7 protein-coding genes are annotated in these 12,807 nt (G+C 69.1%); 2 read left to right on the top strand and 5 right to left on the bottom strand.

What is annotated here, in order from left to right; genetic code table 11:
- Window positions 1-588: 588 nt before the first annotated feature.
- Window positions 589-2,820 carry a hypothetical protein gene (locus ACFYM2_RS34290; RefSeq protein ID WP_388841748.1) on the bottom strand — a complete coding sequence of 744 codons (2,232 nt, stop codon included), beginning with the start codon at window positions 2,818-2,820 and terminating at the stop codon, window positions 589-591.
- A 186-nt stretch (window positions 2,821-3,006) separates the two neighbouring features.
- On the opposite strand from ACFYM2_RS34290, the gene ACFYM2_RS34285 reads away from it, so the two are divergent.
- Window positions 3,007-3,177: a hypothetical protein gene (locus tag ACFYM2_RS34285; protein WP_388841745.1), complete on the top strand. Its 171-nt coding sequence runs from the start codon at window positions 3,007-3,009 to the stop codon at window positions 3,175-3,177.
- 69 nt (window positions 3,178-3,246) lie between these two features.
- Here ACFYM2_RS34285 and ACFYM2_RS34280 read toward each other — a convergent pair whose 3' ends face one another.
- Both ACFYM2_RS34280 and ACFYM2_RS34275 read right to left on the bottom strand, forming a co-directional pair.
- The gene (locus ACFYM2_RS34280; RefSeq protein ID WP_388841742.1) at window positions 3,247-7,512 is read right to left on the bottom strand and encodes a hypothetical protein; all 4,266 of its coding nucleotides are present in this window, start codon (window positions 7,510-7,512) and stop codon (window positions 3,247-3,249) included.
- Window positions 7,513-7,693: 181 nt separating this feature from the next.
- A complete protein-coding gene (locus tag ACFYM2_RS34275) occupies window positions 7,694-7,879 on the bottom strand; it encodes a hypothetical protein (RefSeq protein WP_388841739.1) in 186 nt (61 codons plus the stop codon).
- Window positions 7,880-8,252: 373 nt separating this feature from the next.
- Between ACFYM2_RS34275 and ACFYM2_RS34270 the strand changes: the two genes are divergently transcribed.
- Window positions 8,253-9,239, top strand: coding sequence for a PIN domain-containing protein (locus ACFYM2_RS34270; RefSeq protein ID WP_388841736.1), 987 nt, complete (start codon window positions 8,253-8,255; stop codon window positions 9,237-9,239).
- Window positions 9,240-9,542: 303 nt separating this feature from the next.
- On the opposite strand, the gene ACFYM2_RS34265 is transcribed toward ACFYM2_RS34270, so the two are convergent.
- Complete coding sequence (locus tag ACFYM2_RS34265; protein ID WP_388841733.1) at window positions 9,543-11,981, bottom strand: Helicase associated domain protein; 2,439 nt, start codon at window positions 11,979-11,981, stop codon at window positions 9,543-9,545.
- A 156-nt stretch (window positions 11,982-12,137) separates the two neighbouring features.
- On the bottom strand, window positions 12,138-12,782 hold the full coding sequence (locus ACFYM2_RS34260; protein ID WP_388841730.1) for a hypothetical protein: 645 nt from the start codon (window positions 12,780-12,782) through the stop codon (window positions 12,138-12,140).
- Window positions 12,783-12,807: the final 25 nt, after the last annotated feature.

Genomic DNA, 12,807 nt, shown 5'->3' with positions numbered 1-12,807 from the left:
GCGCGCGGTCTGCTCCGCAGACACGACGCGCCGCTGCTACGCAGCGGGAGGCAGCTGCTCCGCAGCTGCCCGGCCCACTCCGTGGGCCGGGCACTCCACTCCGTGGAGCGCGGTGATAGGTCGGTGCGAGAGGAACCCGATCGCTCCGCGATCGGTGTTCCTCTCGCACCTTGTCTCGTTGATTCTCTTCAGCTCATGGGACTGTGACGGTATATCAGAGAAGATGCCCCGCTCCGCGGGACACCTTCTGGCTGGCTACGTGTCAGGGGGATCCCGGCGCTTGAAAGAGGTGACGGGTCCTCGGATGGCTTCATTAGGAAGCAAAAAACTATTCGAGTTTATGAGAACTCGTCATCCTGCTCTCGATGCCGCGAAGCGATCACGATGGGTACGCCAGTCTCCGGACAAACGATCCGTTGATGCTCTGAGGGGCCGGGCTGGTTGCGCCTGTCGGACAAGTACGGCAACTGTCCACGGTGACTCAGCTTGCCGCTCTGCAGCGGCACTTGACCGAGCGTCGGGACGAGCTCGCTGGCCTGCTGTCCGCCTTGGGGCATTCTCACTAGGGCGTTCGTGATGCACAGCACTTCACGTCAGGCCGATCTGCCCCAGCAGGCGGCGGGTGTCGGGAGACGTGTCGTTGAGCGTGTGGCCGTGTTCGAGGCTCTTGAAGATCACGGCGTCCTTGGGGGCGCGGTCGGCGTGGAAAGTGGACCAGGTGCGGCAGGTTGGGCAGTCTCGGCCGATCAGGAACGGGCGCAGCAGGTGCAGTGCGCCGTCGGTGTCGCGGAGGTAGAGGCTGTTCGTCTCCAGGTCGTTGCTGGGGTAGGTCGTGGTGCGGGTGGGGACGACGGGGTGGTCTCCGGCCAGTTCCCGGTATTCCACGTGCGCCGTGCGGGCAAAAGCGTCCCAACGGACATTGGTGATTTCCAGCAGGGCCAGGTCAGCGAGGAATCTGGCCCGTTCGACCAGGAGGGTCAGGTCGGCGAACGCGACGTCGATGGCGTGGGGCAGGTCGATCGGGTCGACGCGCCGCAGGTGGGCCTGGTTGTTGCGGCGCTCGCTGAGGGCTTGGCGGGCTTTCTCGGCGTCCTGGTGCGCCAGCAGGGTCCGGATGTCGTTGAGGGGGTGGGCTTCGGGGAGGTTGTTGAGCTGCCGGCTGGTCGCGGCTTCGTTGAGTACGTTGGCCCAGTCGCCGAAACCCGGGCCGCTGCGTCCGCCGGCGAGCTTGTCCCGGATCGCCGTCACCGCCCCGAGCGTGATCTGCCGGGCGTGGGTGAGGGCGAGGACGAGTTGGGCGACGTAGCAGAGGAGTTCCTCGGCGGTGTCCAGGATCGCGGCGTAGGCGGCGTGGTCGTCACCGGCGCTGATCCGGGCTTCGGTCTCGCGCCAGCGGTAGGCGATCGGGTAGGGGAAGCGGGTGCGGACGCTGTGGCCGAGGTCGTCGAGCAGTGAGGCTGCTTCGACGCGTAGCCGCAGGGCGCGGCCGGAGTCGATGACGCGGACGCGTGCCAGGGCCGCGGTCTTTTCCAGGAAGACGGACTCGATCACGGAGTCGGCTTCTTGCTCCCACCGTTTGAACTGCTGCTTGGCGGACGTCAGTTCGTCAAGGGCTTTGGTCAGCGCCTCATCGGGCTGCGGAACAGGCAGCTTGAACAGCGTTTCCATGCTGGTGATGGCCAGTCGTGGCCCGGCCAGCGTCAGAGCGAGCGGGGTGCGCAGGAACATGGTGATCAGGCGGGTCTGCGGCCTGGAGAGCGGCTTGATGGGCCGTAGGACCACCACGTGGTCGGATGCGGCGGCAGGGAGGTGTTCGTCGGTGACTTCGGCGGTGAAGAAGCCGTACGGGGGGACCGTGACCGGGGCGACCATGCGGCGGATCACGAGGTCCCCGGCGGCGAGTTGCAGTTCTGGGGGAATGCTCGCCCACAGGGTCTCCTCCGACGGCGGGGCGATGGTGCCGTCTCGGCCGATGTCACGCGGCTTGACCATGCGTACAGCGCTGGGGTCCTTCGGTGACGTCAGCTGGTTGTGTCTCTTCAGGGCCGCCTCGCTGAAAGCGGTGCGGTGGAAAGTGAAGAGATCACCGAGCGCGTTGACCGCGCCGAAGCCGGCCAGGTCCTCGCGGCGTTGAAGAACGTGTGGGTCAAAGCGGTCAAAGTACAGGCCCTGGTGCGGGCCGGGCGGTTCCCGTAGCACGTAGCCGTGTTCTGTCCTGCCGCCCTGACGGGCCAGCAGTCGCTCGAAGTCCTTGACGACGTCTGCGTCATCGGAGCGGCGCGGGACCTGGAAGACCTTGAGCACCGGTCTGGTCTGTGCCCGGGCCCGCAGGAAGACGAGGACCGATGTCGCGCTCCAGTGAAGCTGGGTCAGCGCGCCCGGGCTGTAGACGACGAGCTGGGTGTCCCAGCGCTCGGCCACCTTCGTTCGCATCTCGGCGTACCAGGGCTGATCGGACTCCCACGCCTGCGCCGGCAGCAGCACTGCCATCACGGCGTCAGATGACGGCGGAACGCACGCGGCCAGAACCTCGGCAAAGTAGTCGGAGGGACGCGCTGGACGGCGCTTGTCCGGTGTCGCCTCGCGCTCCCACGTCGGCACCAGAAGCAGCGGCCCCTCGGCAAGGATCTCTTCGGAGCGCGTGGCCAGTTGTTCCCATGACGGCTCGCGCACGCTCTTCCAGCCCTTCGGCGCGCCGAAGGGCAACTCCCCCGCGAATACAGAACTGCTCAGCACGGTCGGCGTCCTCTGGCCAAGTCGCTCGAAACCGATGCCAACCAGCTGCTCGCTCAACGACGACAGCTGCGCGGTCTTTGCCACGTTCCCCCCAGCCCGGCATGTTCTCGTCTGCGGAAGGAAGCCTAAAGGCTTGCAGATCGCCGGATCTCTCATCCTCAGGTTCTGGCCCCGGGGAGCTGTGGGGAGTATGCGTCTGCTCCACGAGCAGAAACCGCTTCGCCCCGGCTCCCTTCTCGCTCTGCGGACGACCTGCAAACGGCCGCACGCGTGATCGAGATGCTGCTCATCAACGACCACACCCGGATGAAGGCGGCCGCCACCCCGTACGACAGCACGCATGCACAGCAGTTTCGGCTGCTGCCGGTCTCGCACCCTGAGGACTGGGCGGCGGCCGCGCAGTCATCAGTGGACCCGCCGGCCGAAGAGGAAGGCCGCTAGCGTCAGTAAAACCCGCCGCCCTGATGGCCTTCTGATCGCCCGACTTTCCTAAGGCAGTGCCGGGCGTATTCAGGGCGAGGAGTCGGGCTGTGTGGGTGTTCTGCGGCGCGACCAGGTGCTGGGGGTCGGCAGGTTGCCGTTGACGACGATGGCCGCGACGAGGGACGGCGCCTCGGGGTTGGTCAGGCCGTGGAGCGCCGGCTGGAGGGTGAAGAGGTAGTTCTCCGGGACGCCGACGGGGGATGTCTTGCGGCTCATGTCCAGGATGCACAGGATCGACAGGCGTGCGCCGTCGGCGGCTGCGTACTGGGTGGGCTGCCCCATGTACTTGGGGGCGCTCTGCTCGGTGACCGGGGTTTTGCGTTCCACCTTCAGTTCGGCGGTGATGCCGTCGTGGCGGACATCGAGGTAGCCGAGCGCGAGGGGGCTGCCGCGCTCCAGGCGGCCGCCGAGTTCCGGCTCTGCCAGCAGTTCCTTGTAGAGGTCGTCGTGGAATTTGCGTTCGGTCACGTGGCTGCCGCGTTTGTACTGCTTGTTCCACGTCATGGTGAGCCCGGTGCGGCAGATGGCGGTGAACAGGCGGCAGAAGGCCTGGAGCTGGTCTTCGTCATAGCCAGCGTGGTGGAGACGTTCGTAGAGGGCGAGCAGCCGTTCGTCGAAGACGGGGAAGTTGGTCAGGAAGTCGCGTGAGGCGTCGAAGGGTCGGCAGCGGATCTGGCGGTGTCCGGCGACGTCGAGGTTCTGGGTGACCGGTTTGCCGTCCCGGCTGCCGCGCCAGCGCAGATTGACCGAGAACGGTGGGGCCGGGCTGCCGGCGGGGAGGCCGAAGCGGAGGATGAGCGTGCCGGTGGCGCTCAATGTCACCGGGTCGTCCGGGCGCGGTGGGCGCGGCCAGAAGTAGGAGGGCGTTTCCGCCTCGCTGGGGGTGAGATGGCTGAGGAGTTCGGCCTCGAGAGTCTCGGCCCACTCCGGCCAGGGGCCGGTGCGTACGTCCAGGCGGAGTTCATAGACCGTCGAGGGGCGCAGGACCTGCGGGCCGGTGATAAGGCGTCCGTCGACGCTGGCCAGGGCGACGGCGACGGTCGATTCGTCCTCCGCGGGCCCGGCAGGTTGGGCGTTGTCTGCGGCCGTGGCGCGGGAGGCGCGGCGTGTGCGGCGCGGGCCGTGGGCGATCACCAGCGGCAGGGGCAGAGCGGCCCAGTCGGCGAGGAGGTCCGCGACACCGTCGGCGCCGGTGAGAGCCTGCACCCGTTCCAGGGCGGCCGTCAGCTCTCCGGCCAGCGGGTCAGTGTCCGTGAACCGCTCTTGAAGCTCTGCGGTGAGGGCGGCTGCGCGCCGCCGGGCCGCGGTGGCAAGTGCGGTCATCTCGGTCGTGTCGGCGTCGAGTTCGGCCGCGTCGAGCTTGATCAGGAAGGCGGCCACCTCACAGAGCTTGGCGAAGCACCGCACGTAGGCAGCGGTGGCCGTCACCTCCTGAGCCTGGTCGGTGAGCGTCTTGGCCGCGGTGTGCAGCCGGGTTGCGCGGGCGCGCAGCGCGGCCGGGTCGTCGCCGCAACGGCTGCGGCGCTGGTCTGCGTCGTACTGGTCCGGGCCGCCGACCGGCACCAGTTCACGGCCCGCGAGAAGGCTGCGGACTGTGACACGGATGCGGGCCTGTTCCGCCAGAGCATGGGCGCGGCCCTCCCCTGTGATGGCTTGAGCGGCGTGCGTCAGCGCAAGCGCGGCCGCACCCGTGTCGCCCCGGGCCGCTGCGGCTGCGTCGAACGCGGCCGCAGCGGCGACCAGCGAAGCCATCGCCCGGTGGACGGCGAAAGCGGGCTGGTCCGGGAGCCGGTCGAGGACAGTATTCATCACGGCTGCGGCGTCAGAGGGGCGGGCTGCCCGCCAGGCGACTTCGGCGTATTCGGCCGCGCCGGGCACACCGTGCGGCCCGAGTTCCAGGGCGGCCGCGCGCAGGTCCGCAACCGGCAGGCCGGCCAGGCCCGGCCCGCACTCCAGCAGCGCGCACAGTTCCCGGTTGTCGTGAGCGTTGAAACGGTCGTTGATCGCCGGGTCGCGTACCTGGCGCAGGCGCAGTGTTGCCATGGCCACGGTGGTGACGGTCTGGGGCAGCCAGTCACGGCTCAGGGCGTCGCGCAGGTGGTAGCGGTCCAGGTCGGCGGCGCGCCCGAGAATCGTCTGTTCCGTGCGGGCCCTGAGGGTTTCGCTGCTCCGGGAGAGCCTGGAGGCGGCGGCCATGGCTTTCTTGACGGTGTCCGGGAATCGGTCGGCGTCGACGTGTTCGCAGACAAACAGGGCGTAGGCCAGCAGCGCGGCGGTGTCCTGGGGGCTCCATTCCAGCCTCATGGCGGTATCTAGAACACCGTCGATGACACCGAGGTAGGGATCGGCGAGCAGGGCCGGCAGGAGGTCGGACAGGCTGGAGGGCAGACGGTGGGCTGCGCCGATCTGCGCCCAGGCGCTCAGCGCGGCCGACCGGGAGGCGACGTCGGAGTCGACGACGTAGGTGTACAGCAGGGGGAGGAGCAGCCGCAGGAGGCCGGGGTGGTCGCCGTGGCGTCGGCCGAGTTTTCCCAGCAGCGGCAGCAGTTGGGCCACGATGACCTGCTGGCGCTGGCTGTCGCGTTCGTCGGCGATGGTGTCGATGACTGCGCTGCTCACGGCCGTCGCGTCGAGGGCGGCGATGTGTTCGAGAGCGTCGAGGAGTCTGCCAATGCTGGAGGCGAGCGACTGGCGGTAGGTCATCCGGTCGAGGAACCGCAGCTCCGGCGAAGCTGTTTCGGGGGTGGCCAGGAGCGGGGCGGGGGCGGTGTCCGCCGACTCCAGGGTGTCGATGGCGGTCAGGGCCGTGCCCAGCAGAGCGGTGAGGTGCGGCTGGGCCCAGGCGGGGTGGGTTTGGGCCAGCTGTTCGGTCAGGATTGCGGCCGGGACGCGTACGTCGTCGCCCCAGTCGCCTCCGATACGGGTCAGGCAGGTGGAGAGCAGGTATTCGAAGACGGCCCGCTGCCGGCTCTCATCGGGCTGGGGATCGCTGGCGGTCCGGAACCTGTCCTCGGGGTCGATGAGGCGGCCTGCTTGTTCCAGGGCCCCGAACAGGCGCCTGCGCACGGTGTCCGCGGCGGCTCGGCCGGCCCGCTCGAGGTGGGCAGGGACATCGCCCACCTCCAAGACGAGCAGTGCGGCCAGGGCCTGCTGGATGGTGCCCACCGGCGCGGGGTCGTCGTGATGGCCGTCGTCGACGCCCAGGTTCAGCAGCATGGGCGGCACCAGCTGGCCCGCCACGTCCGCGTGTGTGAACGCCAGAGCCCTCACGGCGGCCGCGGCAGCGCGCCGATCGGTCTCGGCCTCGCTTGGCGTCCGGGGTGTCGGCCCCACTCCGGCAGGCAGCACAAGCGACTCGGGCGGCCGGGGAGCGGGCAGCATGCCGGCGAGCACCGCGGCCACGGCCCTGGGGGCCGCTCCCGCCGCCGCGCGCAGAGCACTCGCGTCTCCGGTTCCGCCTTCGTAGACCCCGAAACGCCGGGTCCGCGGCTCGGCCAGATACACCAGGGACCGGATCACTGCCTCGTCGAGCCGACCGGCGTCGTTGGGGGTCAGCAGGTCGGTCACACAGCGGCCGGCCTCCTCAACAGGGCCGCGCCTCAAGGCATTCAGAGCCGCCTCCAAGACGTCCGCGGCGTACTCGCCACGGACGCGGGCCACATGACGCAGCGGCGTCAGCAACGCCGAGAGGCGCACCTCGGCCACCAGCACCAGGGCCAGCTCGATCACCGCGACGCTGAAGGTCTCCGGTGCCCGCTCCGCCAGCGCGGTCAACCGCCGCAGCGCACCATCGAATGCCTCGCCGTCCCGCTCGACACCAGGCTCCCGGTCCAGGACCCCGATATCGTCGAGAGCACTCGCCATCGCCGTATCCGAGGACGTCTGCGCACCACGGCGGTGCTCGACACGCTGCTCCCACTCGTGGCGCCGGCGTGCCGTTTCAGCACGCTCGGCCTCCTCGGCCCTGGCTGCGGCTTCCTTCTGCTCCTCCATCATCGTGGCAAGATTCGGCACATCCCCCGTGGGACGGCGATGAACACACCCCACGCAGTGCTCCGCATAGAACTCTCCGGCGATCCAGGCCAGATTCCCGCTGGCACCGCCATGAGCCACCAGACAGCCCACCTGCCGCATGTTGATCGGCAACCCGGTGGTTCCCTCAGCCCACCCCCGGCCACCGAACTCGGTGAACGTCATGTTCAGACAGTGACGCCGGGCCATTTCCACGGTATGGGCGTTCTCGCGGCCGGTCCTCACCGCGTCTTCGAAGACTCGCTCCGCATCGCTGGGCATACCCCCACTGTCCCAGGCACCACTGACAACGCCGACTTCGTCCACCTTGCCTCGCTCCCGGGGGCGTGCAGTGGCTGCACGCGCGCCAGAGCCCCTATCCGCTTCCCCCCTGCCACCGCGTGATCACAAGGTTCCCTCCGCGCTGGGACGCGACAGCCGCCGCCCCACCAACAGCACACGCTCACCCCGGAAGGCAGAACACGAACCACTTCACAAGATCAACGATCAAGCATTCCCCCCTCCCCCAAAGCCGGGGAATCCTCCTAGTTACGACATTCTCCGCGTATCTCCAAGCGGCGAACTGGGCGAACTCACCCTCGCCACCGGTCCAGACGGCGATCCGCTCGGCCGCTTCGGCGTCGTCCATTCCGCACCCGCTGCCGCGCGAGAGCATCGCGCACTCGCGGAAACCCGCCTTCCAGGCGTGATACGGGGACTGGTTGATCCGGGCGGTGTCGGCGGTGAACTCGCATCGGCCGGCAGCGTGGCCAGCACGTCGACGGCCTCGCCCATCTGCCGCAGGTCCGAGCGGCGGATCAGCTTCAGCCCGCCGTAACCGTAGAATCCCGCTCCAGCGCGCCGAGCTGCTCAAGGAGGCGGTCTTGGTAGGTCGGCGGGAGGGGCTTCTTCTGGGGCATTCTCCGATGATGGCCTGCCCCACTGACATCGCGCCCCGGTTGGGTGCTGCCATCGCGGAAAACCTGTGAGCCAGGGCCCTGTGAAGGGCCTACGCTCCCGTCATGTATAGCAGTGCCTATCCCCTGCCGTTGCCCGGCGGCTTCCGGCCCGGAGTCTTCGACACCTCGGTGCTCACCCAGGACATCACCGCGGCGCTGAAGCGGGGGCAGCCGTCCTCGATCCTCGCCGGAATGCAGCACGGGACGCTGCGCGGGTTCATCCCGCACTACGTGTGGGCGGAGGTGCCCCGGGTGCTGGCCGACCGCAAGCGTGAGGGCGGCAGCTTCGATCTCGTCCGGGCAGAGCGGCTGTGGTGGCAGCAGTACGTGCCTGTGCTGCACGTCGTCTGCGTGAACGGGCTGCCCATGACGCCGGCCGCCGACAAGCTCGCCCACGAGGACCTGAGTGACGTCGGCATCCTCCAGCTTGCCGGCGTACTCGCCCCCGTCGTCCTCTTTGCATCTGACCGTGACCTGATCCGCCAGGGTGTCGCCGTCCCGAACTGGGAAGCGGTACGAGGTGTGCTGGGGAGGATCGGCAGAGCGGAGGCGGGCATGGAGGGCAGCACCGCCACCATCGTGGCAGCCGGATACGGCCTGGCCGGAGCGGTCCGGATCGCACGGGCCCACCCGGTGGCCGCCGCAGCGGCGGTCACCGCCGCCGGCGTCTACGCGTACCGCAACCGCAGCCGGTTCTCCAGCGATACCCGCACAAAGCTCGTCCGGTTCGGAGCGGAGGCCTTCAAGATCCTGGGCGAGCCGTTCGTCCAGCACGAGGTGCACGGGCGTGAATGGGCCCAGGCGCGGCGTGGCACTGGTGGGGATGACCTGTTGTCGCGGGTCGCGCGTCTGCTCGCCCGTTCGCCTGAGCCGATGACACGCACCGACATCCTCGCCGCGCTCCCGGCTTCGGTGCAGGAACCGCACCGTCGGCAGATGGAGGGGCTGCGGCGGCTGTTGCACCGCTTCCCCGCCTTCCACCAGGCAGCGCCCGGCCGATGGCAGCTCGGCAGAAGGAACATGCAGATCACCGCTCCGCCGTCGGCGTAGGTGGGGTATGTAGGGCGGTGTGCCGCAACGGGCAGGTGGCGCCGGGTGCGGTCGGCGAAGACGTTGTGCCCTCGCCGGCGGTCAGAGGCTCGCGTTCGCTCGGCGTCATGCGGGTCTCGACGTGTTGACCGTCACGAGCCGGGCGGGCGGTCCGTCGTGCGGTCGCGGAGCCTGTCAGTGACCGCAGGTGTCGGCTTGTGGTTCTGTTCCTGTGCGCTGCCCCTCAGCCCGGCCTTCCTTCCATGCCTTGCACGGGAAGCTCGTGCTCGAACGGGGTAGTCGTCGGCTTCGGGCCGGGCGCTGTTACTCGGTTGTGGGGGCGGTCCAGTCCGCCTGGAGGATCTGCGCCATCAAGTCGTCCTGTTCCTGAGTGAGTTGGTGGGTGTTGCGTCGTGTGCGGGCTTTGCACAGCCACGGTCCGATCATGATGCGTTCTTCGTCGACGTCGATCCATTCCCGTGCGCCGGGCGGGCGGTTCCAGTGCTCGACGAAGAGCCGCAGGAGCTGCGCGTTCTGTTCGAAGGAACGGCGGATCCGCTTCGCCGCGGGCGGGCTCGCCCGCTTCACGGGCGGCAGGGGGGTGGCGGGGGTCAGCTGCAGGCGGGTGAGGAGGTCGCGTTGGGCGGGGGCGAGGCGGTCCCAGATGGAGAGCTGGCGGTGCAGCCAGCTTCCCATCTTCACGTCGTCGATCACTGTGCCGCGGTGCAGCGTGCCTGGGCTGTAGCCGGCTTCGATGTGGCGTCGCAGGAGGTGGTATTTGCGGTGCCAGTCGGGGCCGTGCGGGAGGGTCCAGTCGGGGTCGAGGGCGGCGAGCCGAGCGAGGCGGCCCGGGTCAAGGCGGTTCTCGCGGGCGAGGGCGCGCTGGACGACGAGGAAGCGGCCTCCGGGCAGGTGTTCGGGGATGGCGAGGTGGCCGTGCTCGGCGTGGAAGGCGGTGACGGTGGTGAGGTTGCCCTGCCAGGCGGCTTCGTGGTCGTCCCAGATCATGTCGAGCGCATCGAGTTCGGCGACCCAGTCGTCGGTGAGGAGACCCTGCCTGCGGGCGGTGCGCTGGCCGGTGACGAAGGCGCCGAGCCGGTATCCGTAGGCGTCCTCATAGTCGGCGGGCACGCGCAGGTGGCGGTGTTCGGCATGGAAGCGGGTCGCGGCCGCCAGGCCCGCCCGGCGGGGGGCGGAGAGAGCAGCGGCGTCGGCGGGCCAGGCGATCAGGTCCATGGCCCGGGCGATGCTGTCGGGGTCAAGGGTGAAGTCGAAACGGAAGCGGCGGGCCAGGAGTGTGCGGGTGCTGTGTTCGAGGCGGCGTTTGGTGGTGGTGCGGGGAGCGCGGGCGGCGATGGTCTGGTCGTGGTGGCGTAGGGCTGCGGTGACGAGCCAGAGAGCTTCGTAGGGGGTGCCCAGGAGGTCGGTGGGGTCGGCGCCGCGGGGGATGTAGGCGGGGACGACGAGGCTGGCGGTCTTCGTGGCCTGGGTGGGGGGTTTACGCAGGGCGCGGCCGAGGGCCTGGACGATGCGGCGGACGCTGGCGGTGCGGTCGGCGAAGACGACGGCGTCGACGGCGGGCAGGTCGACGCCCTCCCCCAGGACCTGGGCGTTGGTCAGGACGGCGCGGTCTGCGCCGGCGAAGTCCGTGAGGATGTCGTGGCGCTGGCCGGGGCTGTGGGTGCCGTTGATCGACTGGACGACCAGGTCGTCCGCCCACGGGGGGCGCTGGTCGTCGGTGAGGGTGCGCAGTGTGTGGGGGAACTGGCGGGCGAAGTCGGTGGCGTCGGCGACCTGCTGGAAGTACACGATCACGTGATGGAGGTCGTGTTCGGTCATCGCCTTGAGGACCGCCAAGTGCAGTGCGGTGGTACGGCGGGCGGCCGGTCCGAAGCCGGAGTGGACGTCGGGGGTGGCGAGGACGGTGCGCAGGTGGGTGTCGGTGATGGTGGGGACGACCAGTTGGTAGTCGGCGAGGACGCCGTCGTCGATGGCGTCGGCGTGCGAGTAGGTGTGCAGGCGTGGGCCGAAGGTTTTGGTGTCGGCCATGGAGGCCACGAGAGCGGGGGCGTCCCAGGCGGGGGCGGTGACTGCGGTGCGCTTGGGCTGAGGGCGGGTGGTGGGTGCTTCCGTCAGGCGCGGTGGGTCCCATTCGTAGGGGGTGGCGGTCAGGTAGAGGCGGCGGTCGGCTCGGATGCGGGTGTGGTCGTGCAGGACGGTCCAATCCTTGTCCCAGCTTCCCGCGGTGCGGTGTGCTTCGTCGACGATCACGAGGTCGAAAATAGGGACGGGAGCGCGGGTGTGCAGGGTTTGCTCGATCTTCGGGAGGGAGTCGAGGGTGACGAGGACGGTGGCGTGCTCGTGCCGGGCCAGCCAGGTCGCCAGGAACTCCGGGGAGTTGGTGCTGTGGACGCCTGCTCCGGCCAGGACCGGGTGCTTGGCCGCAGCCAGGGACGAGACGGCCATCATCGGCTCTGGGCGTCCGTCGTTGCGGGCTGCCTGGGCCCACTGCGAGATGAGGTCTAGGCTCGGCACGGCGATCAGCAGGTGTCGGGCGTCGAGGGCCTCGGCGGTCCGTAGCGCGGTGAGTGTTTTTCCTGTGCCGCAGGCCGACACCATGTGCCCGCGGCTGTGTGCGCGCGCGAGGTGACGTGCCGCGCTGTCGACGGCCCGCTGCTGGTCCGGGCGTAGTGCGTGCCGGGCGGGGCGGGTGCGGGAGGCGGTGACGGCGGTGATCTCGGCGATGGGCTCCTCGGAGGGCATGAAACAAGATCCTCAGTGCGCGATGGAGCGGTGGCCGGCGGGATCCATCGTGTCGGGTGTCCTTCGCTGAGTGGTGTTGCGGGAGGAGTGGGCCGGGTCGGTGGTTGCGGGTCGTGTCCGTGCAACGTTAGGGGATGTCGTGGGGCTGGTCTGGGGTTAGGCGAACAGGGCTTCTACCAGGACTGCTTGGAGCCTTCCTTCTTTTAGGGCGGTCGTGATTTCGGCTGCAGAGGGGTCTCCGGTGAGGCCGGTGCACAGGATCGCGCAGGGCTGCTCGTTCTGGGTCATCTTCCACATCGCGTCGGACAGAACGGTGGCTGGGACGCGGAAGGTCTGCGTCTCTTCAAGGGTGGGGCCCTCGTAGTAGATGCCCCTGAAGGTGCGGTCCTGGGTAGCAAAGACGGCCTTCCACTTCTGGTGGGCCTCGGGGATGGTGTCTCCCTGCCAGGTCGGCCAGATGAAGCGGCTTGGATCGACGTCGGTGTCGGCCAGGTGGGTGGCGGGGCTCACCACGATCACGATCACGTCGGTGCCCAGAGTGACTTCGTTGATGAGTTCTGTCAGGCGGTTGACCTGTACCTGTGAGGTGGGGAGTGTGACGTGGGTGAGGCCGATGTTGAAGGCAGGCAGCCGGCCGGGCGAGTGGGGCGGCGTCGTCATGATGCCGTACTCCTGGTTGAGGTCGTTCGGTTCTTTCGTGGTTTGGGCTGCGGTACGTCTGGTGATGTCAGCCGGGCTCGGGTTGCGGGTCTGTTGGACGGGCGGCGGGCGCTGCCGGGAGGATCCGATGCAGCTGTTCATGCGGGGGCGGAGCGCCGTGGTCCCG

The organism is Streptomyces sp. NPDC006711 (assembly GCF_042869775.1).
In the GTDB taxonomy this organism is placed as follows: domain Bacteria; phylum Actinomycetota; class Actinomycetes; order Streptomycetales; family Streptomycetaceae; genus Streptomyces.
Note: the sequence above shows the minus strand (reverse complement) of the source record. Positions and strands in the feature narration are given on the sequence as shown.

Bases quoted from the DNA above. Each gene is read 5' to 3' on its own strand.
- ACFYM2_RS34280 (WP_388841742.1), bottom strand. From the start codon at position 7,512: ATGCCCAGCGATGCGGAGCGAGTCTTCGAAGACGCGGTGAGGACCGGC.
- ACFYM2_RS34275 (WP_388841739.1), bottom strand. From the start codon at position 7,879: ATGGACGACGCCGAAGCGGCCGAGCGGATCGCCGTCTGGACCGGTGGC.
- ACFYM2_RS34270 (WP_388841736.1), top strand. From the start codon at position 8,253: ATGTATAGCAGTGCCTATCCCCTGCCGTTGCCCGGCGGCTTCCGGCCC.
- ACFYM2_RS34265 (WP_388841733.1), bottom strand. From the start codon at position 11,981: ATGCCCTCCGAGGAGCCCATCGCCGAGATCACCGCCGTCACCGCCTCC.
- ACFYM2_RS34260 (WP_388841730.1), bottom strand. From the start codon at position 12,782: ATGAACAGCTGCATCGGATCCTCCCGGCAGCGCCCGCCGCCCGTCCAA.